Source organism: Streptoverticillium reticulum (genome assembly GCF_047456005.1).
In the GTDB taxonomy this organism is placed as follows: domain Bacteria; phylum Actinomycetota; class Actinomycetes; order Streptomycetales; family Streptomycetaceae; genus Streptomyces; species Streptomyces reticulum.
This window is the reverse complement of record NZ_CP179755.1, coordinates 6026258-6049982: the sequence shown is the minus strand read 5'-3', so window position 1 is coordinate 6049982 and position 23725 is coordinate 6026258. Positions and strand designations below refer to the sequence as shown.

The window sequence follows — 23725 nt, the reverse complement described above, 5'->3', positions numbered from 1 at the left end:
GCGAAGATGTTGTCTCGGCAGGACAGGGCCCCCTTATTCACAGGGCCGACGAAATGCGGCCGAACGACAGCCGCCGCCCGGTCACCGATGACCGGCAACGGCGTACCCATGCATGGAGGACGTGACGTGGCGAACGACGCCAGCACCGTTTTCGACCTAGTGATCCTCGGAGGCGGTAGCGGTGGTTACGCCGCCGCCCTGCGCGGGGCCCAGCTGGGTCTCAACGTCGCCCTGATCGAGAAGGACAAGCTGGGCGGCACCTGCCTGCACCGCGGCTGCATCCCCACCAAGGCTCTGCTGCACGCCGGCGAGGTCGCGGACCAGGCCCGCGAGGCCGAGCAGTTCGGTGTCAAGGCCTCCCTCGAGGGCATCGACATCGCGGGCGTCCACAAGTACAAGGACGACGTGATCTCCGGCCTGTACAAGGGCCTGCAGGGTCTGGTCGCCTCCCGCAAGGTCACCTACATCACCGGCGAGGGCCGTCTGTCCTCCCCGACCTCCGTGGACGTCAACGGCCAGCGCATCACCGGCCGCCACGTCCTGCTGGCGACCGGCTCCGTGCCGAAGTCGCTGCCGGGCCTGACCATCGACGGCAACCGCGTCATCTCCTCGGACCACGCGCTGGTCCTGGACCGCGTGCCGAAGTCGGCGATCGTGCTGGGCGGCGGCGTCATCGGCGTCGAGTTCGCCTCCGCGTGGAAGTCGTTCGGCGTGGACGTCACGATCGTCGAGGCGCTCCCGCACCTCGTCCCGGTCGAGGACGAGAACAGCTCCAAGCTGCTGGAGCGCGCCTTCCGCAAGCGCGGCATCAACTTCTCCCTCGGCTCCCGCTTCTCCGGTGTCGAGTACACCGAGTCGGGCGTGAAGGTCTCGCTGGAGAACGGCAAGACCTTCGAGGCCGAGCTGCTGCTCGTCGCCGTCGGCCGCGGCCCGGTCTCCCAGGGCCTGGGCTACGAGGAGGCCGGGGTCGCCATGGACCGCGGCTACGTCCTCGTCGACGAGTACATGCAGACCAACGTGCCGACCATCTCGGCCGTCGGTGACCTCGTCCCGACCCTCCAGCTCGCGCACGTCGGCTTCGCCGAGGGCATCCTGGTGGCGGAGCGCCTGGCCGGTCTGAACCCCGTGCCGGTCGACTACGACGGCGTGCCGCGCGTCACGTACTGCCACCCCGAGGTCGCCTCCGTCGGCATCACCGAGGCGAAGGCCAAGGAGCTGTACGGCGCCGACAAGGTCGTCAGCCTGAAGTACAACCTCGCGGGCAACGGCAAGAGCAAGATCCTCAAGACCGCGGGCGAGATCAAGCTCGTCCAGGTCAAGGACGGCGCCGTGGTCGGCGTCCACATGGTCGGCGACCGTATGGGCGAGCAGGTCGGCGAAGCCCAGCTGATCTACAACTGGGAGGCGCTGCCCGCCGAGGTCGCGCAGCTCATCCACGCGCACCCGACGCAGAACGAGGCTCTGGGCGAGGCTCACCTGGCCCTGGCCGGCAAGCCGCTGCACTCGCACGACTGAGTCCCGAGCGCACCACCATCCGCACTACTCGTAAGGAGCAACCGCACCATGGCGGTTTCCGTAACCCTGCCGGCGCTCGGCGAGAGCGTGTCCGAGGGCACCGTCACCCGCTGGCTCAAGGCCGAGGGTGAGCGCGTGGAGGCCGACGAGCCGCTGCTCGAGGTCTCCACCGACAAGGTCGACACCGAAATTCCCGCGCCCGCCTCCGGCATCCTCGCGTCCATCAAGGTCGCCGAGGACGAGACGGTCGAGGTCGGCTCCGAGCTGGCCATCATCGACGACGGCACCGGCGCCCCCGCCGCTGCCCCGGCTCCGGCCGCCGCCGAGGCTCCGGCCCCGGTCGCCGCCGAGGCCCCCGCCGCCCCGGCCCCCGTGGCTGCGTCTGTGGCGGCTCCCGCCGCCGAACCGGCCCCCGCCGCTGCCGCCCCGGCTGCCGTCGGCACCGACGTCGTGCTGCCCGCGCTGGGCGAGTCGGTCACCGAGGGCACCGTCACCCGCTGGCTCAAGGAGGTCGGCGAGACGGTCGAGGCCGACGAGCCGCTGCTCGAGGTCTCCACCGACAAGGTCGACACCGAGATCCCGGCCCCCGCCTCCGGCACCCTGCTGGAGATCCTGGTCGGCGAGGACGAGACCGCCGAGGTCGGCGCCAAGCTCGCCGTGATCGGTGCCGCGGGTGCCGCTCCGGCCGCCGCGCCCGCCCCGGCCGCCCCGGCCCCGGCTGCCGCTCCGGCTCCGGTCCAGGAGGCCCCGGCCCCGGCCGCCCCCGTGGCTCCGGCCCCGGTCGCGCCCGTCGCCCCGGCCGCCCCGGCCCCGGCTCCGGTCGCCGCCCCCGCCCCGGTGGCTCCGGCCGCTCCGGCCCCGGTCGCCCCCGCTGCCCCGGCCGCCGACGGCGCGTACGTCACCCCGCTGGTGCGCAAGCTCGCCGCCGAGTCCGGCGTCGACCTGACCACGGTCGCCGGCACCGGCGTCGGCGGTCGCATCCGCAAGCAGGACGTCATCGCCGCCGCCGAGGCGAAGGCAGCGCCGGCCCCCGCCGCCGCTGCCGCCCCGGCTCCGGCCGCCGCCCCGAAGGCCCCGGCCCTCGAGGTGTCCCCGCTGCGCGGTCAGACGGTCAAGATGCCGCGCATGCGCAAGGTCATCGCCGACAACATGATGAAGGCGCTGCATGGCCAGGCCCAGCTCAGCTCCGTGGTCGAGGTGGACATCACCAAGATCATGAAGATGCGCGGCAAGGCCAAGGACGCGTTCGCCGCCCGCGAGGGCGTCAAGCTGTCCCCGATGCCGTTCTTCGTCAAGGCCGCCGTCCAGGCGCTGAAGGCCCACCCGGTCATCAACGCCCGGATCAACGAGGACGAGGGCACCATCACCTACTTCGACTCCGAGAACGTCGGCATCGCCGTCGACTCGGAGAAGGGCCTGATGACCCCGGTCATCAAGGGTGCGGGTGACCTCAACATCGCGGGCATCGCCAAGAAGACCGCCGAGCTGGCCGGCAAGGTCCGCACGGGCAAGATCAGCCCGGACGAGATGTCCGGCGCGACCTTCACGATCAGCAACACCGGCTCGCGCGGTGCGCTGTTCGACACGGTCATCGTGCCCCCGAACCAGGTCGCGATCCTGGGCATCGGCGCGACGGTCAAGCGTCCGGTCGTCATCGAGACCGCCGAGGGCACCACCATCGGCGTGCGCGACATGACCTACGTGACGCTGTCCTACGACCACCGTCTGGTGGACGGCGCCGACGCGGCCCGCTACCTGACCGCGGTCAAGCAGATCCTGGAGGCCGCGGAGTTCGAGACCGAGATCGGTCTGTAATTCCCCGGAACCCCTCGGGTTCTTCAGGGCGCGGCCCCGGATCGTATTCCGATACGACCGGGGTCGCGCCCTTTGCCGTGCCTGCGGCGATAATGACGTCCGATCACCGCCCGTTGAGGAGCACCCATGGCACCACCCGTCGTCCACTCGCTGCGCGAGCAGATCCGCGAGCACATCCTGGAGGGCATCGTCGGCGGGCGCTGGCAGCCGGGCGAGCGGATCGTGGAGCGGCGGATCGCGGCCGAGCTGCTGGTGAGTCAGACCCCGGTGCGTGAGGCGCTGCGCGAGCTGGAGTCGCTGCGGCTGATCGAGTCGGCCCCCAACAAGGGCGTCCGGGTGCGGGAGCTGACCGCGGCCGACCTCAAGGAGAGCTACCCGGTGCGGGCGGGCCTGGAGCAGGTGGCCGCCGAACTGGCCGCCGAGGCCCTGGCCGAGGACCCCTCGGCGCTGGAGCACGAGGTGACGGCGCTGTACGCGGCGGACGAGGCCGGCGACAGCGAGGCACAGGTCCGGCACACGGTGGCCTTCCACCGCGCGATCGTGGAGGCGGCGGGCAACTCCGTGCTGCTGCACGCCTGGGAGTCGCTGGGCATCGAGGTGTGGACGACGCTGTCGATCCGCTGGCTGAGCCCCGAGCCGCGGCCCCACGCGGAGGACCACGCGCAGCTCGTGGCGGCGTTCCGGCGCCGCGACCCGGCCATCTGCGAGCTGCTCAAGGCACACGTGCTGAGCTGCGCGCCGCAGGTCTGAGCGGGACTTCCGCGCTTTCCGCGAGGATTTCCGCGACGGGGATTGATCGATCATCGATCAGAGGCGTATGGTCTCCACGGAACCGCGCCCCTCACGCCCTGTCCTGTGACGGGGGGCGGCCCCGGACGTGACTGCAGGTCCCCGAGCGTCATCCGTTGCCCTGGCCGGCGCCGGGGCCCTGTCGTCGCACCCCGCCGTGTCGGTGCACCCCGTCATCATGGGAGGCATGCGCGCGGCACGACTGATCAAGATGGTGCTCCTGCTCCAGTCCCGCTCCACGATGACGGGCGCGGAGCTGGCGCGCCGCCTGGAGGTCTCGGAGCGCACGGTCGCCCGTGATGTCCTCGCCCTGTCCGAGGCCGGGATCCCGGTCTACGCGGACCGCGGCCGCGCCGGCGGCTACCGCCTGATCGGCGGCTACCGCACACGACTGACAGGCCTCGGCCGCACCGAGGCGGAAGCCCTCTTCCTCTCCGGAGTGCCCGCCGCGCTGCGCGAGATGGGCCTGGCGGACGCGGCCTCCGCGGCCCGCCTCAAGGTCTCCGCCGCCCTCCTGCCGGAGCTCGGCGACGCCCCCGACAGCGCGGCCCAGCGCTTCCACCTGGACGCCCCCGGCTGGTGGCACCCGCACACCCCGCCGCCCCTGCTGCCCGCCCTCGCGGACGCGGTCTGGGACGACCGCCGGGTCCTCGTCCGCTACCGGCGCAAGGACGCCGAGGTGGAGCGGGAGCTGGAGCCGTACGGCCTCGTCCTCAAGGCGGGCGTCTGGTACGTGGCGGCCTGCGCCGGCAAGGACTTCCGCATCTACCGGGCGGACCGCTTCACGGAGGTCCGGCTTCGGGACGAGCGCTTCCGGCGCGCGGAGTCCTTCGACCTCGCGGCCTTCTGGGAGGAGCGCGCGGCGCAGTTCGCCCGCTCGATCCTGCGCGAGACGGTCGTCCTGCGCCTCACCCCGGAGGGCGCCCGCCGCCTGCCGCACGCGGCGGACCCGGGCGCGGCCCGCGAGGCGGTCGACCGGGCGGGCGCACCCGACGGGCAGGGCCGCATCACGCTCGCCCTGCCCGTCGAGTCACTGGAGGTGGCCTACGAACAACTGCTGGCCCTGGGCCCGGAGGCGGAGGTGGTGGAACCACCGGAACTGCGCGAACGGTTCGCCGAGGCGATGTCGCGTGCCGCGACGCTCTACCGGTGAGACCCGCCCCCGCCAGAGCCGGGGTCCCGGGGCATGCCGCGCCCCGTCAGGGGCGCGGGGAACTGCGCGAGCAGCCCCCACCGGCCCGCAGCCGACGCACGACCCAGGAGGTCCGGGGCGCAGCCCCGGGTGCCTCGGCTGCAGGCCCGTCGTGCTTGCCCGCACAGTTCCCCGCGCCCCTTACGGGGCGCAGCCCCGAAAGCGGGATCCCCCACTACCGGTAGTCCTCCGCAGCGGCCTCCCTCCCCCCGTACCGCACCTCCTCGATGTACCGGAAGGCGTCCGGCCGCGAACCGTCCACGTCCGTGAACCCGTAGTGGGCGGCCAGTTGCCCGCTGGACAGGGACTGGCCGCTCCACCGCGCCCGCTCCGGATCGGCGGCGAGCGCGGCGACTGCCCGGCCGACGAAGGCCGGTGACTCGGCGATGGCGAAGGCCGGCTCCTTCTCCACCGCGTCCCGCCAGTTCGCCTCGGTGACCCCGAAGTGGTCGAGCATCTCCTCGGACCGCAGGAAGCCGGGGCTCAGGGCGACGGCCGTGCCCCCGGATTCCCGCAGTTCCCCGGCCAGCGCCCAGGCCATCCTGATCGGCCCGTACTTGGCGAGGTCGTACAGCAGGTTCTCCCGGTAGTGGGCAGTGTTGAACTCCTCGGTCCCGTCGGTGACCTCGACGACCAGCCCGCCGGGCCGCCGCACCAGCAACGGCAGCGCGAAGTGGCTGGTGATGGCATGGGCGTCGATGGCCAGCCGCAGCATCCGCAGCCCCTTGTCCAGGTCGAGCTCCCACACCTTCTTGCTGAACTCGATCAGGCGCTCGCCGCCCCACACGTCGTTGACGAGCACGTCGAGCCGCCCGTGCTCCCGGTCGATGCGCTCCGCGAGCGCCCGGACCTGCTCGGGCTCCAAGTGATCGGTGGGGACGGCGATCCCGGTCCCGCCCGCCGCGGTCACCAGTTCCGCCGTCTCCTCGATCGTCTCCGGGCGCCCCACCTCGCTCCGCCGCTCCCGCGTCGTGCGCCCGGTCGCGTAGACGACGGCCCCGGCGGCGCCCAGCGCCACGGCCATCGCCCGCCCGGCACCCCGCGTGGCCCCTGCGACCAGCGCCACCTTCCCGTCCAGCGAACCCTTCACCACGGTCTCCTTCTCGTCGGTCGATCACCGTCGAGACTTCCAGCGATACCCGACACCTCCTGTCCTGTATTACGAGACGGCCGCATCCGGCCCGCTCCGGGTGCGTTGCCCGGTGCCAGGGCCGATGCTTGTGGCGTGATGGACGAGACGGAGTTCTGGGACCTGGTCGACAGCGCCCGCGACGCCGCCGAGGGCGATGCGGAGGACCAGGCCGATGTGCTGGTCGAGCGGCTGCTGCAACTCGACCCCGACAGCGTGGTGGACTTCGCCCGGCACTTCGAGGCGCGCTACAACCGCGCGTACCTCTGGGACCTGTGGGGTGCGGCGTCCGTACTGCTGGACGGGGCGAGCGACGACGCCTTCGACTCCTTCCGCTGCTGGCTGATCGGCCAGGGCCGGGAGACCTACGAGGGGGCGGTGCACGACCCGGACAGCCTGGCCGACCTGCTGGAGGACTTCGACGAAGAGGTGGACGGGGACGGGGAGGACCTCGGCTACGCCGCGGACGAGGCGTACGAGCAGCTGACGGGCAGCGAGTTGCCCGACCTGGGCCTGCCGGACCAGCCGGCGGAGCCGCTGGGCACGGCGTTCGACGTGGAGGACGACGCCCTGCTGCCGGAGCGCTTCCCGAAGCTGTGGGACCGCTTCCGGGAGTGACCCGGAATCCCACAGGAAACGGAGGCAGGATGAGTCGCATGCGCATTGCAGTCACCGGCTCGACCGGCCTCATCGGCACCGCACTGGTCCGCTCCCTGGAAGCGGACGGCCACCAGGTCGTCCGCCTCGTCCGCCGCACGCCCCGCGCTCGCAACGAGGTGCAGTGGGATCCCCGGCGCCAGTGGGTGGACACGGCGGGCCTGACGGGCTGCGAGGCCGTGGTGCACCTGGCGGGCGCCGGCGTGGGCGACCACCGCTGGACCGCCGCCTACAAGAAGGAGATCCGGGACAGCCGCGTCCTGGGCACCACCGCCGTCGCGGAGGCCGTGGCGTCGCTCGACACCCCGCCCGCCGTGCTGATCAGCGCGAGCGCCATCGGCATCTACGGCGACACCGGCGACCGCACGGTCGACGAGGACACCCCGCCGGGCCGTGGCTTTCTGGCCGATGTCTGCACGGAATGGGAGCAGGCCGCAACACCGGCCGCCGAAGCGGGAATCCGCACGGTCCTCCCCCGCACAGGCCTGGTGGTGGCCCGGACCGGAGGCGCGTGGGCCCGCCTCTTCCCCCTGTTCAAAGCAGGCCTGGGCGGCCGCATGGGCAGCGGCGACCAGTACTGGAGCTACATCGCCCTGAGGGACCACGTAGCAGCACTGCGCCACCTCCTCACCACACCCGCCCTCTCCGGCCCGGTGAACCTGACGGCCCCGAACCCGGCCACGAACCGCGACGTCACGGCCGCCATGGGCCGAGTGCTGCACCGCCCCACGCTGTTCACCGCGCCCGCTCCGGCGCTCAGGCTGGCGCTCGGGGAGATGGCGACGGATGTCCTGGCCAGCCAGCGGGTCGTGCCCCGGCGGCTGTTGGACTCCGGCTTCACCTTCTCCTGCCCCGACCCCGAGAGCGCGGTACGCGCGGCGCTGGCTGCCGACTGATGCGCACCGCCCCCGCACCCGCCGACGGGTTTGTGCGACCGCTGTGCGACCGTGCTCGCCCCGTGCGCGACTGTGATTGACCGGATTTCTCTCTACGGTCGAGGCGAACTCACGCATCGGCGCAGCCGGTTGGGGGCATCAGGCCCCCGAGCGAGCGGACCGACCCCCGGGAGGGCACGTGCTCAGCAGCGCAGACCACGCCGACGTCGTCATCGTGGGGGCCGGACTGGCCGGCCTCTCTGCGGCTCACCACCTGACCGGAGCAGGGGTGAAGGTCCTCGTCCTGGAGGCGTCCGACCGGCCGGGCGGCAGGATGAAGACCGACCGGACCGACGGTTTCCGACTGGACCGCACCGGCCAGCTGCTCAACACCTCGTTCCCCGAGCTGCTCCGCACGCCCGGCCTCGACGGTCTCACCCTGCGCCCGTTCACCCCGGGCGTGCTGGTCCACCTCGACGGCCGCAACCACCGCACCGGTGAACTCCGGGGCGCGAAGCGCGCGTTCACCACGGCACGCGCCTTCGCCGCCGCCCGGGCGTCCCGCAGTGCGGGCCTCGATCAAGCGCGGCTCGGCGCGGCACTGGCCCGCCTTGCCGCGCTGCCCATCGACCGGATGCTGGCCCGGCCGGACCGCCCCACGGCCACGACCCTGGCCGGCCGCGGCCTGCCGGCCCGCACGGTCGACGGCTTCCTGCGCCCCCTCCTGGTCTCCCTGCTCTCGGACCCGGACCTCACGACGTCGAGCCGCTGCGCGGACCTGGTCCTGCGGGGCTACGCACGTGGCCGCCTGTGCCTGCCGACAGGAGGCGCGGAAACACTCCCCAATCTCCTGGCAGCCGCGTTGCCCCCCGGAACGATCCGCACGGGAGTCAACGCAAAAACAATCTGCACCACCTCAGTAGGTACAGCAGGCCACGGCGACATCACCTGCCGCTCCGTAGTGGTCGCCACGGGAGCCCGGGCCGCAGCGGACCTGATCCCGGGCCTGCGCTGCCCGGACTTCCACCAGGTGACGGTCCTGCACCACACAACAAACGAACCGCCACACCAGGACGCCTCACTGATCCTGACGGGCACCTGCCGGGGCCCGGTGTCGCACACAACACTGACAAGCGAAGTAGACCCGTCAAGGGCTCCGAAGGGGAAGGCCCTGATCACCTCGACAATCCTGGGCCCACAGGCAAGCAAACCCACCACCGAACTGGACCGAACAGCCCGAGCCCAACTGGCGGAGATCTACGGCACCTCCACCACGAACTGGCAACTCATGGCAGCCCACCACGACCCGGACGCGGTCCCGGCGATGCCGCCCCCGCACGACGTACGCCGCCCGGTCCGTCTCCTCTCGGGTCTCTACGTCTGCGGGGACCACCGGGACACCAGCACGGTTCAGGGCGCGCTCTTCTCGGGCCGCCGGGCGGCCCAGGCGGTACTGCGCGACCTGGGCATCAACCCGAACATGGGAGCCACGACCCTCCGGGCGGCGTAAGCACCCCGAACCGCAAGCACCCCGAACCGCGAGGTGGCCCGAAACGCAAGGGGGCGGGGTGGGGACGGGCCCTGGAGAGGGACGTAAAAACTTTTTGCGGCGATGAGAAGAGAGCACCCCCGCGTGGAACGGTCCGCCGCAAAAAGTTCAGTCCCCGGAAGGGCCCGTCCCCACCCCGCCCCCGCCCGTACTCACAAAGCGGCAACCCGCTCCCGGTACCCCCTCACGGCGGCAGCATCGCGATAGGGCTCGAGCCGCCGCTCGAAGTCCCGCACATACTCCAGCGCCCGCACGGACCGCATCTCGGCAGCGGCCTGAGCAGCTTCCGCGCCAAGCGCACAGGCCTGCTCCAGCTCTCCCAACCCCAACCGGGCCGAGGCCAGCACAACCCGGCAAAAGAGCCGGCTCCGCGCATAAGCGGGGCTCCGCAACTGCAGGGACCTCTCCGCATGCTGCGCAGCAGCCCGGTACTGCTGCAGGTCCCGATGACAGTGCGCGAACTCGTCGGCAAGCTGCGCCTCATCAAAGAAGCGCGCCCAATAAGGCACCTCATCGCCAGGCCGAGCCCCCTCCAAAGCCCGCTCGGCCCGAGCCAACGAGGCGGAACAGGCCCGCACTTCCCCGAGCACCCCATGCCCCCGGGCCTCGACCGAATGAAGCAACGACTGCACGACGGCAGGCACACTCGACCCGACACCCTGCTGGGCCACCCGGGCCAACTGCACGGCCTCGCGCCCGTGTCCCAGGTAAACGGCCTGCCGGCTCATGGTCACCAGCACATAACTCCCATAGGCCCGATCCCCGGCGGCCTGGGCAAGCCGCAACGCCTGCACGTAGTACCGCTGGGCAAGCCCATGCGCAGCAATGTCGTAGGACGTCCACCCGGCAAGCCGCGTCAGATCGGCAGCCGCGGCGAAGAGCCGCCGCCCGGTGGTCTCCCCGTACGTCCCGCGCAGCATCGGCTCGGCCTCGTGCTCCAGGTACCGCACGAGCGCCTGCCGGGCGTGCCCGCCCCCGTAGGCGTGGTCCAGGGTCCGGAAGAGCTCCCCCACGGACCGCAGCGCCGCGATGTCCCCCATGGACACCCGGCTCCCGGGCGCCCGCTCGGCGAGCCGCTGCCGCTGCGCGGGCACATGCGCGAGCCCCGGGGCGCGCGCCGCCGCCGCAGGCCGTGCGCCCTCACCGGAGGGCGCGGGCGCGGTGCCGCGCGCCACCCGCTCGTCCGCGCGCCCGATGAGCCAGTCCCGGCTCGGCACCACCAGCCCGGCCGGGGTGAAGGCGATCTTCCGCAGCTCGGTGTGGCTCCCGGAGTCCTTGCGCCAGAGCCCGCTCACGATGTCGATGGCCTCCTCCGGGGAGGAGGCGAACTCGAGCCCCGCGTACACCGGGGCGCACGCGTCCAGCCCCAGGTCCTGGGCGGACAGCCGCCGCCCGAGCCGCCGGGTGAAGACCTCGGCGATCAGCGCCGGGGTCGTCCCGCGCGGCTGCTGCCCGCGCAGCCACCGTGTGACGGAGGTCTTGTCGTATCTCAGATCGAGCCCGTGCTCGAGCCCGAGCTGGTCGACGCGGCGGGCGAGCCCCGCGTTGGAGAAGCCGGCCTCCGCGATGAGGGCGGCAAGCTGACGGTTGGGAATGCGCTGTGGGGGTCGTTCCGTCATCAGCCTGCCGGTCTCCCTGATCTCGTCCTGGAACGGCGTGAATTTAGCGGTCGCCTAACGCCCTGATCGCCGCCTTCGCCCCGCATTCATCCGATCGTGTGAGGACAGATCAAATAGACACGGCGGCCTGCTGACGCGACGCCCCCCGAGGACCGCCCCCGCGGAGCACCGCAGGCGACCGCCTGCGGCAACGCGACGCACCGCCCGTACAGTGGCAGGGGCGCGAGAAAGACCGCGCGACCCGCGCAACCGTGCGATACACACGAGGAGCTGTCGTGAGTGAGCTGCGCTTTGTCCATCTGGGCTTCGGGGCGGACGCCGTCGAGTACCAGGAGGCGTGGCAGGAGCAGCGCCGGGTGCACGCCGCCCGGTTCGCGGACGAGATCCCGGACACGTGCCTGCTGCTGGAGCACCCGGCGGTCTACACGGCCGGACGGCGCACGGAGGACAGCGAGCGCCCCCTGGACGGCACCCCGGTCGTCGACGTGGACCGCGGCGGCAAGATCACCTGGCACGGCCCCGGCCAGCTCGTCGGCTACCCGATCCTCAAGCTGCCGCGCCCGGTGGACGTGATCGCCCACGTGCGCCGGCTGGAGGAGGCGCTGATCCGCGCCTGTGCGGAGCTGGGCCTGGAGACGACCCGGGTCGAGGGCCGCAGCGGCGTGTGGGTCCTCGGGGACCCGCTGAAGCGGCGCAGCCGAGATGCAGCGGAGGCTGAGGGTCCCGACCGAGGAACGAGGGAGGGGCACTCGGCCGGAGCGGAATCGAGGCGGAGCGCGACCGACGATGCAGACCAGCGCCCGGCGATCGGCGGCCTGAAGCTGGACTTCGACCCGCGCCTGGCGGACGAGGAGTTCGACCCGCGCCTGAACGGCCCGGAGTACGCCCCGTCCAACGCGGGCCAGCGCCGCGAGGACCGCAAGCTGGCGGCCATCGGCATCCGGATCGCCAAGGGCGTGACGATGCACGGCTTCGCCATCAACTGTGATCCCGACAACACCTGGTTCGACCGGATCGTCCCCTGCGGCATCCGCGACGCCGGGGTGACCTCGCTGTCGAACGAACTGGGCCGCCGGGTTCCGGTGTCCGAGGTGATCCCGCTGGTGGAGAAGCACCTGCGGGAGATCCTGACGGCGGCGGAGCCGAAGCCGCGCGTGATCGAGCCGGCCGAGCCGGCCGAGCCGGCCGAGGCACGGGCGAGCTGAACCCCGGCACCCCCGGGGCGAGGCCACGGCGGGCGCCCGGGAATGGGCCGGGCGGCCCCACGGTTGCCCTGGCTGCCGTAAGAACGTAGGAAACAACGGGCGTACCCTGGTGTCCGCCGAGGAATCGAAGTCATAGGGAGCCGGACGTGTCCGCAGTCGCACCCGACGGACGCAAGATGCTGCGCCTGGAGGTCCGCAACGCCCAGACCCCCATCGAGCGCAAGCCCGAGTGGATCAAGACCCGGGCCAAGATGGGCCCCGAGTACACCGAGCTCCAGGGTCTGGTGAAGCGCGAGGGCCTGCACACGGTGTGCCAGGAGGCGGGCTGCCCCAACATCTACGAGTGCTGGGAGGACCGCGAGGCCACGTTCCTCATCGGCGGCGACCAGTGCACCCGGCGCTGTGACTTCTGCCAGATCGACACCGGCAAGCCGCAGGCCCTGGACCGCGACGAGCCGCGCCGCGTGGCGGAGTCCGTGCAGTCCATGGACCTGAAGTACGCGACGATCACCGGCGTGGCCCGCGACGACCTGGAGGACGGCGGCGCCTGGCTCTACGCCGAGACCGTGCGCCAGATCCACGCCCTGATGCCGGACACCGGCGTCGAGCTGCTGATCCCGGACTTCAACGCCAAGCCGGACCAGCTGGCCGAGGTCTTCTCGTCCCGCCCCGAGGTGCTCGCGCACAACGTCGAGACGGTCCCCCGGATCTTCAAGCGCATCCGCCCCGGCTTCCGCTACGAGCGCTCGCTGGAGGTCATCACCAAGGCCCGCGAGGCCGGCCTGGTGACCAAGTCCAACCTGATCCTCGGCATGGGCGAGGAGCGCGAGGAGATCAGCCAGGCGCTGCAGGACCTGTACGACGCGGGCTGCGAGCTGATCACGATCACCCAGTACCTGCGTCCGTCGCCCCGGCACCACCCCGTCTCGCGCTGGGTGAAGCCGCAGGAGTTCGTGGAGCTGAAGGAGGAGGCGGAGGAGATCGGCTACGCCGGTGTCATGTCCGGCCCCCTGGTCCGTTCCTCGTACCGGGCAGGACGTCTGTACCAGCAGGCGATCGAGAAGCGGGCGGCCCAGCCCTCCGCCCAGGCCGTCTGAGCCTCGTGAAACGTTGACGCGGCCCGCACGCAAAGCAAGCGTGCGGGCCGCGTCAACGTTTCATAGGTGTTTGACCAACAGGTCATCCGTTGGTAACACCAGTCGGTAACCATGGAAGCACGCACAGCAGTACGCCACCCTCCACGCCTCACCGTTTTCCGCACCCGAGGGGACTTCCACATGCAGGCCGCGCCCGGCAACGCACTCACGGCGACAGCCACCCGCGCCTCCTCCGCACTGCCGTCCACGCTGTCCGTCCGCCCCCCGTCCGTCACCGGGGCCCTGCGCGCCCTGGAGGAGCTGCTGATGCGCAGCGGGCAGCGCACCGCCCGGCGCAACGCCTGGACGGCCGTACTGGAGGACCGGCGCCGGGCCAGGGACCGCAGGGAGGCGCAGCACCTGCTGGAGGCCGTGGCGGCCCCGGGTCCGCAGGCGACGTAAACTTCGCCGTATGGCGAGGAAGGAAACATCCGAGAACCCCGGGCGGCTGAAGCAGATCGCCCTCACCTACAAGATGACCAAGAAGGTCGACCCCCAGGTCGGTCTCGTCGTCGCGGCTGTGGGAATTGTCACCTTCGGTGTCCTGCTCGCCATCGGCTTCTTGATCGGCCACCCCGTCTACCTGGGCATCCTGGGCTTCCTGCTGGCCTTCCTCGGCATGGCGATCCTCTTCGGACGCCGCGCCGAGCGCGCTGCCTTCGGGCAGATGGAGGGCCAGCCGGGCGCGGCGGCCGCCGTGCTGGAGAACATCCGCCGCGGCGGCTGGACCACGACCCCCGCGGTCGCGATGAACCGCAGCCAGGACGTGGTGCACCGGGCCGTCGGCAAGGCGGGCATCGTGCTCGTCGGCGAGGGCAACCCCAACCGGGTCAAGGCCCTGCTGGCGGCCGAGAAGAAGCGCATGGCGCGCATCGTGGCGGACGTGCCGGTGCACGACATCATCGTCGGCGAGGGCGAGGGCCAGGTGTCGCTGAAGAAGCTGCACACCACCCTGCTGAAGCTCCCCCGGGTGCTGCCGGGCGCGCAGGTGACGGCCGTCAACGACCGGCTGCGGGCGCTGGGCGACCTGATGAGCAACATGCCGATCCCGAAGGGCCCGATGCCGGGCAAGGGCGGCATGCGGATGCCGAAGGGACGCTGACGCCGACGCACGGCGAACGAAGAAGGGGCGGGCGGAACCTTTTCGGTTCCGCCCGCCCCTTCTTCTCTTCTCTTCTCTTCGTCTGTCTGCGTCAGCTCCGCACCTGAACGGCGTTCGACAACCGGTCGTGCAGCCCGCGGGAGTCGCGGTCCCAGATGGCCGCGGGCAGGACGAGGACGAGCAGCACGCTGCGCGCGATCGCCCGGGGCACGGAGAGCCGCCCGCCGTCGACGCCGATGACGCGCAGGCCGAGCAGCCGCTTGCCGGGGGTGCAGCCGACCGTCCCGACGGTGAGCACGCTCAGTACGAGGAAGATCAACAGGGCCCAGTTGCCGGTGCGCTGGGACGCCCCGTGGGCGAAGAGCCCGTATGCGATCAGCATGCACAGCGCCCAGTCGATGAAGAGGGCTCCGATGCGCCGTCCCGGCGGGGCGATGGACCCCGGCCCGTGCTCCGGCAGTCCCAGGCGCTCGCCGCGGTATCCGAATGCGACGCCCATCTCCTCGGCCGCCGCGCGGGGGCCGGAGAGCCATGAGCCGATTGCTTGCCTCTTGTCCACCCGTCCACGGTACTGGTAAGGCGTGCGTTTCCCGGGAGCCGGGTCGGGGCAGGGGCGCGGGAAACGGTTCCTCGCGCACGGCATGACCAGCGGCTCCGCGCCACCGGCCGGTTAACCTCGGCGAAACAAACGGGTCATGCTTGGGAAATCCGGTCTCTCTAGGGTCGGCCCCAGCGCGCCGATGCGAGAAGGACCGCTCGGACCGCGCCACCGAAGCAACCCCCGTCCCCTTCGCGGCAGGCGGGCTAGGAGGAGTTGGATGTTCCAGAACGCCGACGAGGCCAAGAAGTTCATCTCGGACGAGGACGTGAAGTTCGTCGACGTCCGGTTCTGCGACCTGCCGGGTGTGATGCAGCACTTCACGATTCCGGCAGCGGCCTTCGACCCGGCTGAGGAGCTCGCCTTCGACGGTTCGTCGATCCGCGGCTTCCAGGCCATCCACGAGTCCGACATGGCGCTGCGCGCCGACCTCTCCACGGCCCGGGTGGACCCCTTCCGCCGCGACAAGACCGTCAACATCAACTTCTTCATCCACGACCCGATCACGGGCGAGCAGTACAGCCGTGACCCGCGCAACGTGGCGAAGAAGGCCGAGGCCTACCTGGCCTCCACGGGCATCGCGGACACCGCGTACTTCGGTCCCGAGGCCGAGTTCTACGTCTTCGACAACGTCCGCTTCGAGACCACCGCGAACCGCTCGATCTACGAGATCGACTCCGAGGCCGGCGCCTGGAACACCGGTTCCGAGGTCAACAACCGCGGTTACAAGGTCCGCTACAAGGGCGGCTACTTCCCGGCCCCGCCGGTCGACCACTTCGCCGACCTGCGCGCCGAGATCTCCCTGGAGCTGGACGCGGCCGGCCTGCAGGTCGAGCGCCAGCACCACGAGGTCGGCACGGCCGGCCAGGCGGAGATCAACTACAAGTTCAACACGCTGCTCGCCGCCGCCGACGACCTGATGCTCTTCAAGTACATCGTGAAGAACGTCGCCTGGCGCAACGGCAAGACCGCGACCTTCATGCCCAAGCCGATCTTCGGTGACAACGGCTCCGGCATGCACGTCCACCAGTCCCTGTGGAACGGCGGCGAGCCCCTCTTCTACGACGAGCAGGGCTACGCGGGCCTGTCGGACACCGCCCGCTACTACATCGGCGGCATCCTCAAGCACGCCCCGTCGCTGCTCGCCTTCACCAACCCGACGGTGAACTCCTACCACCGCCTGGTCCCCGGCTTCGAGGCCCCGGTCAACCTGGTCTACTCGCAGCGCAACCGCTCCGCCGCGATGCGCATCCCGATCACGGGCTCCAACCCCAAGGCCAAGCGCGTCGAGTTCCGCGCCCCGGACCCGTCGTCCAACCCCTACCTCGCCTTCTCGGCCCTCCTCCTGGCCGGCCTCGACGGCGTCAAGAACAAGATCGAGCCCGCCGAGCCGATCGACAAGGACCTCTACGAGCTCGCCCCCGACGAGCACGCCAACGTCCCCCAGGTCCCGACCTCCCTCCCGGCGGTCCTGGAGGCCCTCGAGGCGGACAACGAGTACCTCCAGGCGGGCGGCGTGTTCACGTCGGACCTGATCGAGACCTGGATCGACTACAAGCGCACGAACGAGATCGCGCCGATGCAGCTGCGGCCGCACCCGCACGAGTTCGAGCTGTACTTCGACATCTAAGTCGATGGTCGTGCGACGGGCTGTCGGCCGCTCCCTGGAGTGGCCGACAGCCCGTCGGCGTTGCCGGCGCAGGACAGTACGGTCTTGCCGCGATACCGTCGGTCGGGAGGCGAAAGGAGGCCACCATGACTGCGCAGCCCATCGACTACGGGCACCAGCCCCACGGCCGCGACGGCCGAGGCAGGACTCTGCGCGACGTGTCGGCTCCGCGCCCGCAGATGACTCCTGAGCAGTTCGAGCACATCGCCAAGGAAGCGGCACGCCAGGACGTGACGCTGGAGTTCGTCAACGGAAGGATCGGGGTCAAGCCGGTGGGGGACGGGAACCACGACGAGATCGTCACCTGGCTCACCGCGCAGTGCATGCAGTACCGGCCCGACCTGCGTGTCCATGGGAACAGGGGCCTGCGTGTGGAGACCTATCGCAAGGGAATGGCCCGCCCCGACCTCGTCCTCGCTCCGTCCGGCGCCTTCGCGGGCACAGGCGAGTGGGGCGACCCCGACCCGGTGCTTCTCGTCGCGGAGATCACTTCCTTCGACTTCGACACCGACATGCGGGACCGCCACGAGAAGCCCCGTGCCTACGCGGAATCCGGCATCCCGGTGTTCATCCTGGTCGACCGGGACGTAGACAGGATCACCGTCCACAGCAACCCCGTGGACGGCAAGTACCAGAGCACTCCCTCGTACGGCTACGGCGACCGGGTGGAGGTGCCCGGCCTGGACATCACGCTCGACACCGAGGAGCTCAAGGACTACACGGGCAGGCCCGGCTCGGATCTCCGATAGCAGAGCCCACCCGGCAGTCCGTCAGGGTGCCCACCAGTGTCACGCGGCGTGTACTCCAGGGGTTGCTGTCCGGCGGCTTCGGCTTCGTCGAAGACAGCCTGATGCTCGTCGAGGAAGCGCCGGGCCGCGTCCAGACCGCGAGCCCGCAGGCGACCGGCTTCCTCACGGATCAGTTGGGCGATGTAGTCGCCGAGGCTCAGCCCACGATCCTCCGCCTGCACCCGGGCCAGTTCCAGGGCTTCGTCGTCGATCCGCGCACCCAGTTGTGACTTTTGCTGCTTCGCCATGCGTGAACGGTGACAGTCGATACCAGCGGAAGCACGACTCACAACGCACCTTCATTCATATGGCGTTGAGCCACTCAGTCGGCAACCACGGGCTGCCTGCGCTGTGATCAGGCATAGGGGTTCAGCCGGGAGAGGTCCAGGTCGAACCCGAAGGGCTCGGGAATGCGGACGGTCTCGCCGAACTTCCGGTCGGTGCGCGTGTGGTACCGATCGTGATTCGGCTCAGAAAAGAGCGTCACCACCGAGTCGCGGGCGTCCACAATGAGGTAGAGCGGGATGCGCATCACCGCGTAGTCCCGCAGCTTGCCCACCCAGTCGTTCTCCGGGGTGGAGGGCGAGACGATCTCCACCGCGATGAGCGCGAGGTCGGCCGGCGCCGTGTTTCCTTCGAGCTCCATGACCTCCTCGGGCAGATAGGTGAGGTCAGGGTTGCGGAGCTTCGCTGCGTAGGGGGATTCCAGGTCGGTGTTCTCGGTCGGCATGAAACCGTCCGGCTGGTGTGCATCGAACTGCCGACGCAGGTGGAGCAGGTTGCGCTGGTGAATCACTGTCGGCGCCGCCTGCATGATGATCGTGCCGTCGGTGTACTCGACTTTGACGCCCTTGGGCGCAATCCGCTGGGCTTCTTCGAGAAGTGCGAGGTGCTGGGGGTCGATGGTCACGGTGTCCTCCAAGGGGTGCCCGGCCAGCGTATCCGCCCAGGGCGTGACAGACGGGGTTCAAGTAGGGCCGCAGTCAGCCGACAGTCGCTCGACGACCATCGCGATGACCTACTCGGCGATGGCCGAGCCACAGAGGGCCGACGCCTTCCGTGGGGCGAGTTCCATGGACCGGCGGGCCAGCCATAGGTCGCGCTGCGCGCTCGGTGCCTGGAGCAAGGATCGTTCGAAGGCCGCTTCGAGCCTCACCAGGCGCTTTCGGACCCCCGGCACGGAGATGCCCAGAGCGGCAGCGGTCGCCTTGAGCTGCCCGTCGTGATCAAGCCAGACGCGAAGTGTCTCGGCCGCACCGGCCGGTGCGGCAGCCGAGGTCACGGGGCGCAGGAAGTGCCCCGCCCATTGCCTGACAGAGGGTTGGGCGAGGACTCCGTCGAGTGTCCGAGGCGCGTTCGTCGCGGCTTCCGGAACGGGACCGGGCCAGTCGCCCTGATGGGCCGAGGTGAGGCGTAGGGCCAGGGACAGCGCCGCTTGATCGGGCAGCGTGCCGAGGTCCAGCTCCAGCAACTCCTCTATGCGACGCAGACGCACAGCCACGGTGTTCCGGTGGACCTTCAGGCATCGTGCCGCCCGCGATCCGAAGTTCAGCCACGACTGCGCAGTGACCGTCAGTTCGTGGCTGTCCGGGTCCTGCGGCCGTCCGGGGGTGTACGCACGCAAGGGGGCCAGCAGGGTCTCGGCCCAGACGGCACCGTCCGCGCGGGCGACCAGGGCGAGCTCCGAGCCGGTCCCGAAACGGGCGTACCGGTCCGTGCGTCGCCGGGCCACGGCGAGGGCGTGGAACGCCTGCGCGTACCCTGCGGCTGTTTCCCCGAGGGGCACCTCTTCGCTGACACCGACGAAGCAGCCGTCCGCCGACGGCGTGATGTCCAGAGGCAACGGTCCGGTGTGCCCACCGGTGGAGGCCGCCGCGGGTGGCGCCAGCACGATCACATGCCTGGAGTAGACCGGGCAAGGGATGATCCACGCTCGCCTGCCGAGGGTTCCGGCGCACAGCCTGGCGGCCTCGCCGGCGCGCAGGCCGGCCGGGTACTCGATCACGCACACATGGAGCGGGTCCGGCAGTGACGGGCGCAGCACCGACGCTATTTGGTGCGCGGCTGGAACCTGGCCGGTCATCAGCAGATGCAGGACCGCTTCCCGCGCACGGGCGTCGGCGAGTTCCACCCGGCGGCGTTCACGTTCGGCTTCGTCCGCCTTCCAGCAAAGCGTCAAGGGCACCACCGCATCGGCGAGCAGAGTGGGCAGCCCGGTGTCGGGGCGATCCCCGATCGCGACAAGGATCGGACCGTCCGCATCCGACGACACCCCCAGTGCGTATATCAGCGCGATGCTCTCTCCACTGTCCAGGACGACCGACCGCACTCTGCGGGACGTCAGTTCCGCGACACCGAGCACCGCCAACTCGGCAGCCATGCGTGTGAAGTGCTGCCGACAGGCGAGCAGCACTGCCCCGGCGGCGTCGACGATGGCCGTCCAGGTGCCGCTGCGGACCGATAGCCAGTGCAGCAGCGCCTTGGTCCCGCCGGTGTGTGCGAGGCGGTGCATCTTCAGAACGTCGTCGGCCCTGCACCCGCGGAGAGTGCGCCGAGGATCGCTCAGCAACCCGTTCAGAATCGGCCGTTCCCCTTCTCACGGCTAACAGGCAGGCAACCCCCGGGAGTTGTGCCTGGGTAGCAGGCAGAGGGTACATCCGGATATGACCAACCTTGTTCAACCGATCACTGTGCAGCCTGTTACCCATAAGCCCTTCTGACAGGGCAAACCGTTCCCTTACACGGCGCTGCCGCAGTCCTACTGTTGAGCCCGCCGGTCCAGAGGAGACCGGAGCGGGGCCACCCTCGACCGGGCGGTGCCCAGGAGAGCATCGAAAGGATCTGAGTTGTTCAAGCGTTTGACGACCACGACAACCCTTGCGTCCATGGCCGCCGTGTTGGCCCTGTCGGCGACACCGGCACATGCGAGCCCGACCCGGGCGGACGCCCCCATGGGAGGCGGGGCCCCGACCTGGTGCAACAACCTCACGATCAACGGACAGAGAGCCAACTGGGAGTTGCACTACGACCAGGTGGACCACTCGTTCAAGGTCTGGGCGAGCGGCATCCACCGGTATGTCTATTGCAAGGACCCGGCGTACAACGACTACACCTGCCTTGCGTCAGTCGAAGGCATGGTCTTCACGCTCCTGGGTGCCGGGGGAGCAGCGCGGGCCGTCATATCCCTCGCAGGCGGAGGGGCATTTGGCGCCGTGGCGATATGGGACGCCTGCTGATACTCCTGCCCTGACGCCCACCGGGCACCGGGCACCGGGCACCGACGGACGGGGGCTGACGGACGGGGGCTGACGATGGGCTCCTGCCGTGCATGCTCGTGGACGAGGTCCGACGAGTGTCGGACCTCGATCAGGCCGCGCCTCGTAGCCCAGCCCGTGCCGCGGCTGCACCGCGTGCGGTGGTCTCGGCGTGCACGGTCTGCGTGTGTACCCCGCAGCAGTCGCCGCAGAGCACCTCGTCGGCCACCGGGCGGAACAGGCGCGGCTGGATATGTTCGCCCCTGCACTCCACCATCGTGCTGACGCGCGGCGGCAGCAACCGGGGCTCACCGCTGGTGCGTTGTTGCGGGACGGCAGGAACGTCCGGCATCTTGCGGACGAGCCGGTCGCGGACGAGGGCCGCCGGGCAGTGGACCGGTTCCGGGAGGCCGTGGGTGAGGGCCTCGCGCAGATCGGTGATCGTGGCGCCGCGCAGCAGCCACTCCGCTGCGAGCGGGGCGAGTCGGGTCACTTCACGGCCGGTGAGACGCAGTTTGCGTTCGCGGTGGGAGATGGACGCGAGGGCCTGGGCTCCTCGTTCGGCGAGGGGGTGCGGCTCCGGCTCCGCCGGCCGGGAAGGCTGGGAGGGGTGGGAGGGCGTGAGGTGAGTCTTCTCCCCCGTCTTTTTCTGGTGGCGCCCGACGGGCCGACCACCCGGCTCACCGACGGCCGGTTTCATGGGAGTCGGTGACGCGCCGTCCCGGACAGCCAGCGCCTCCTCGGGCGTCAGCGGCACGTTGGAGATCAACTGCCGCGTCGTCCACCGCCCGTCCCGGCCCTGCACCCGCCACTCGTGGAAGTACCGCTCGTCGCGCAGCTGTCGCTTCGCGTTCTGGAAGGCGCTCGGCTTGATGCCCGCCCGTCGCGCCGCCTCCGACAGCGACACGTCCGCCCCCTCCGGGAGCGACAGCAGCCACAGCTCGATCCGGATGGCCGCCTCACCGAGGCGAGGGTGTCGGATGATCTCGTTCGGAACCTGGGTTTGACTTGCTCCTTGGGCTGAAGCCCGAGGATTCTGGCCTTCTCCCCCGAACCCCGTGCCGCGTAGCGGCACGGGGTTCGGGGGAGAATCCGTGGCTTCCTGCTTCGTCGCGCTGCGCCAGGACGCGTCCTGGTCTTACCTGCGCTCCACAGGCTGTAACCGCCAGTCCGGCGGCCGTTTTGACGTTCTTCGCGGCGTTGTGGTCCCGGTCATGGACCGCACCACAGGTGGCACAGGTCCAGGTCCGGACATGCAAGGGCTTGGGGCCGTCCTTGGCCCCGCACTGTGAGCAGACCTGGCTGGTCGGCTCGAACCGGCCGATCTTTACCAGGGTCCGCCCGTACCTGACCGCTTTGTACTCCAGCATGTGTACGAACTGAGACCAGCCCGCGTCATGCACACTCTTCGCCAGCCTTGTGCGCGCGAGTCCTTTGACCGCCAGGTCTTCCACGCCGATCGCTTGATTCTCGCGAATCAGCTGAGTGGAAAGCTGATGGTGGAACTCACGGCGGCTTTCGGTCACTTGCGCATGGACGCGGGCGACCTTGAGCCGGGCCTTCTGACGGTTCTTGGATCCCTTCTGTTTGCGGGACAGATCGCGCTGGGCCTTCTTGAGTTTCTTCTCCGCGCGGCGCAGGAACCGCGGGGAGTCGATCTTCGTGCCGTCGGACAGGACGGCGAAGTGCGTCAGCCCAAGGTCGATGCCGACCGCCCGGTCACCGTCAGGCATCCGGGCGGCGTCGGCGGCCGGGTCGGTGTCGATGACGAACGAGGCGAAATACCGCCCGGCCGCATCCTTGATCACGGTGACCGAGGTCGGGGTGACGGGCAGGGCACGAGACCACTTCACCTTCACCGCGCCGACCTTCGGCAGGTTCAGCCGCCCGCTGTCAGTGACCGACCAGCGGGCATTGGCCGTGAACCGGATCGAATCCCGGTTATTTTTACGGGACTTGAACCTCGGCGCACCCGTTTTCGGTCCCTTGCGGGTGCCCTTGAGAGAGGCGAAGTAGTTGCGGTAAGCGGCCTCCACGTCGCGCAGGGCCTGCTGGAGCACCACGACGGAGACCTCTCCCAGCCAGGAGCGCTCTGCGGTTTGCTTGGCCTGGGTGATCAGCTTTTTGGACAGCTCACCGGCCGTCGGGAACGCCGCGCCCGCCTCCCGGGCGTCCTCACGGGCACGCACCGCGTCGTTGAACACGACGCGGGCGCACCCGAACGCCCGGGCCAGCGCGGTGCGCTGGGCGGTGTCCGGGTACAGACGGAAACTGTACCGAAGCTGCATGGCGGCCACGATACATACTTGGGTTACGGGCAATATGCAGAAGATCAGAACTGGTCGGCACTGTGCTTTCGTGATGCATGTGCACTTGGTCTTCGTGACCAACCTCCGGAACAAGGTGTTCACGGATGCTCATCTGACGCGTATGGAGGAGATCATGCACTCGGTGTGCGGGGGACTTCGAGTGCGAGCTGGTGGAGTTCAACGGCGAGGACAACCACGTCCACCTCCTGGCGAACTTCCCGCCCAAGGCCGCCGTCACCAAGCTGATCACCCCCCAAGGGTGTCTCCTCCCGCCGTCTGCGCTAGGAATCCCCCGACCTGGCACGGCACTACTGGCGGACCAACAAGCTCTGGTCCGGGCCCTACTTCGCCGGAACCGTCGGCGGCGCCCCCGCTCTCCATGGTCAAGCAATACATCGAGCAGTAAAACCAGCCCGTTTGAGCATCACCCGGCTCTGCCGCGACCCGGCCATCACGGCACTCCGCGCCACTGGTGGTGAACACGCGAAGCCCGGCTCCGCCGACCAGGAATCCGCGACGCTCCG

General features: G+C 70.2%; 22 protein-coding genes and 1 pseudogene. 15 read left to right on the top strand and 8 right to left on the bottom strand.

The genetic code is table 11. The features are described 5' to 3' along the window. Positions 1-126: 126 nt before the first annotated feature. The 4 genes from lpdA to ACMATS_RS27845 all read left to right on the top strand — a co-directional run bounded on the left by lpdA (position 127) and on the right by ACMATS_RS27845 (position 5272). Complete coding sequence (gene lpdA / locus ACMATS_RS27860) at positions 127-1515, top strand: dihydrolipoyl dehydrogenase (RefSeq protein ID WP_336412649.1); 1389 nt, start codon at positions 127-129, stop codon at positions 1513-1515. Between the two features lie 48 nt (positions 1516-1563). After that, positions 1564-3330, top strand: a complete 1767-nt coding sequence (gene sucB / locus ACMATS_RS27855) for a 2-oxoglutarate dehydrogenase, E2 component, dihydrolipoamide succinyltransferase (protein WP_414169468.1) — start codon at positions 1564-1566, stop codon at positions 3328-3330. Positions 3331-3456: 126 nt separating this feature from the next. Next, positions 3457-4080 (top strand): GntR family transcriptional regulator, encoded by a 624-nt coding sequence (locus tag ACMATS_RS27850; protein WP_390777681.1) that lies wholly within the window; start codon positions 3457-3459, stop codon positions 4078-4080. Positions 4081-4306: 226 nt separating this feature from the next. Continuing rightward, positions 4307-5272, top strand: a complete 966-nt coding sequence (locus tag ACMATS_RS27845; protein ID WP_414169467.1) for a helix-turn-helix transcriptional regulator — start codon at positions 4307-4309, stop codon at positions 5270-5272. A 214-nt stretch (positions 5273-5486) separates the two neighbouring features. On the opposite strand, the gene ACMATS_RS27840 is transcribed toward ACMATS_RS27845, so the two are convergent. After that, the gene (locus ACMATS_RS27840; protein ID WP_414169466.1) at positions 5487-6401 is read right to left on the bottom strand and encodes an SDR family oxidoreductase; all 915 of its coding nucleotides are present in this window, start codon (positions 6399-6401) and stop codon (positions 5487-5489) included. A gap of 138 nt (positions 6402-6539) precedes the next feature. On the opposite strand from ACMATS_RS27840, the gene ACMATS_RS27835 reads away from it, so the two are divergent. From ACMATS_RS27835 to ACMATS_RS27825, 3 genes are all read left to right on the top strand, one after another. Next, the gene (locus ACMATS_RS27835; RefSeq protein WP_390777960.1) at positions 6540-7058 is read left to right on the top strand and encodes a DUF4240 domain-containing protein; all 519 of its coding nucleotides are present in this window, start codon (positions 6540-6542) and stop codon (positions 7056-7058) included. A 29-nt stretch (positions 7059-7087) separates the two neighbouring features. Next, positions 7088-7993 carry a TIGR01777 family oxidoreductase gene (locus ACMATS_RS27830; RefSeq protein ID WP_390777684.1) on the top strand — a complete coding sequence of 302 codons (906 nt, stop codon included), beginning with the start codon at positions 7088-7090 and terminating at the stop codon, positions 7991-7993. 178 nt (positions 7994-8171) lie between these two features. After that, positions 8172-9482 carry an NAD(P)/FAD-dependent oxidoreductase gene (locus ACMATS_RS27825; RefSeq protein ID WP_414169465.1) on the top strand — a complete coding sequence of 437 codons (1311 nt, stop codon included), beginning with the start codon at positions 8172-8174 and terminating at the stop codon, positions 9480-9482. A gap of 191 nt (positions 9483-9673) precedes the next feature. Here ACMATS_RS27825 and ACMATS_RS27820 read toward each other — a convergent pair whose 3' ends face one another. Beyond that, complete coding sequence (locus tag ACMATS_RS27820; RefSeq protein ID WP_390777686.1) at positions 9674-11140, bottom strand: regulator; 1467 nt, start codon at positions 11138-11140, stop codon at positions 9674-9676. A 275-nt stretch (positions 11141-11415) separates the two neighbouring features. Between ACMATS_RS27820 and lipB the strand changes: the two genes are divergently transcribed. From lipB to ACMATS_RS27800, 4 genes are all read left to right on the top strand, one after another. Then, complete coding sequence (gene lipB / locus ACMATS_RS27815; protein ID WP_414169464.1) at positions 11416-12345, top strand: lipoyl(octanoyl) transferase LipB; 930 nt, start codon at positions 11416-11418, stop codon at positions 12343-12345. 146 nt (positions 12346-12491) lie between these two features. Then, positions 12492-13442 carry a lipoyl synthase gene (lipA, locus tag ACMATS_RS27810; protein ID WP_390777688.1) on the top strand — a complete coding sequence of 317 codons (951 nt, stop codon included), beginning with the start codon at positions 12492-12494 and terminating at the stop codon, positions 13440-13442. A gap of 180 nt (positions 13443-13622) precedes the next feature. Continuing rightward, on the top strand, positions 13623-13883 hold the full coding sequence (locus ACMATS_RS27805) for a hypothetical protein (RefSeq protein WP_336414555.1): 261 nt from the start codon (positions 13623-13625) through the stop codon (positions 13881-13883). Positions 13884-13893: 10 nt separating this feature from the next. Then, a complete protein-coding gene (locus tag ACMATS_RS27800) occupies positions 13894-14583 on the top strand; it encodes a DUF4191 domain-containing protein (RefSeq protein ID WP_390777689.1) in 690 nt (229 codons plus the stop codon). Between the two features lie 91 nt (positions 14584-14674). Here the strand turns inward: ACMATS_RS27800 and ACMATS_RS27795 are convergent, their stop codons facing one another. Next, complete coding sequence (locus ACMATS_RS27795; RefSeq protein WP_414169463.1) at positions 14675-15142, bottom strand: RDD family protein; 468 nt, start codon at positions 15140-15142, stop codon at positions 14675-14677. 259 nt (positions 15143-15401) lie between these two features. Between ACMATS_RS27795 and glnA the strand changes: the two genes are divergently transcribed. Both glnA and ACMATS_RS27785 read left to right on the top strand, forming a co-directional pair. Next, a complete protein-coding gene (glnA, locus tag ACMATS_RS27790) occupies positions 15402-16811 on the top strand; it encodes a type I glutamate--ammonia ligase (protein ID WP_336414558.1) in 1410 nt (469 codons plus the stop codon). A gap of 125 nt (positions 16812-16936) precedes the next feature. Beyond that, positions 16937-17599 (top strand): Uma2 family endonuclease, encoded by a 663-nt coding sequence (locus tag ACMATS_RS27785; RefSeq protein WP_414169462.1) that lies wholly within the window; start codon positions 16937-16939, stop codon positions 17597-17599. On the opposite strand, the gene ACMATS_RS27780 is transcribed toward ACMATS_RS27785, so the two are convergent. The 3 genes from ACMATS_RS27780 to ACMATS_RS27770 form a co-directional block, all read right to left on the bottom strand. Beyond that, complete coding sequence (locus tag ACMATS_RS27780; protein ID WP_390777692.1) at positions 17566-17886, bottom strand: hypothetical protein; 321 nt, start codon at positions 17884-17886, stop codon at positions 17566-17568. The two genes, ACMATS_RS27785 and ACMATS_RS27780, sit on opposite strands and share 34 nt — an antisense overlap. 107 nt (positions 17887-17993) lie before the next feature. Beyond that, positions 17994-18548, bottom strand: a complete 555-nt coding sequence (locus ACMATS_RS27775) for a Uma2 family endonuclease (RefSeq protein WP_414169461.1) — start codon at positions 18546-18548, stop codon at positions 17994-17996. Positions 18549-18656: 108 nt separating this feature from the next. Then, positions 18657-20150: a helix-turn-helix domain-containing protein gene (locus ACMATS_RS27770; RefSeq protein ID WP_414169460.1), complete on the bottom strand. Its 1494-nt coding sequence runs from the start codon at positions 20148-20150 to the stop codon at positions 18657-18659. A gap of 373 nt (positions 20151-20523) precedes the next feature. Between ACMATS_RS27770 and ACMATS_RS27765 the strand changes: the two genes are divergently transcribed. Further along, positions 20524-20874, top strand: a complete 351-nt coding sequence (locus tag ACMATS_RS27765) for a hypothetical protein (protein WP_390777695.1) — start codon at positions 20524-20526, stop codon at positions 20872-20874. Positions 20875-21004: 130 nt separating this feature from the next. On the opposite strand, the gene ACMATS_RS27760 is transcribed toward ACMATS_RS27765, so the two are convergent. Continuing rightward, on the bottom strand, positions 21005-21799 hold the full coding sequence (locus ACMATS_RS27760) for a hypothetical protein (RefSeq protein WP_414169459.1): 795 nt from the start codon (positions 21797-21799) through the stop codon (positions 21005-21007). Positions 21800-21851: 52 nt separating this feature from the next. After that, on the bottom strand, positions 21852-23180 hold the full coding sequence (locus ACMATS_RS27755) for an RNA-guided endonuclease InsQ/TnpB family protein (protein WP_414169458.1): 1329 nt from the start codon (positions 23178-23180) through the stop codon (positions 21852-21854). A 34-nt stretch (positions 23181-23214) separates the two neighbouring features. On the opposite strand from ACMATS_RS27755, the pseudogene tnpA reads away from it, so the two are divergent. Then, a pseudogene (gene tnpA, locus ACMATS_RS27750) lies at positions 23215-23607 on the top strand (IS200/IS605 family transposase). The last annotated feature ends 118 nt before the right edge of the window (positions 23608-23725 follow it).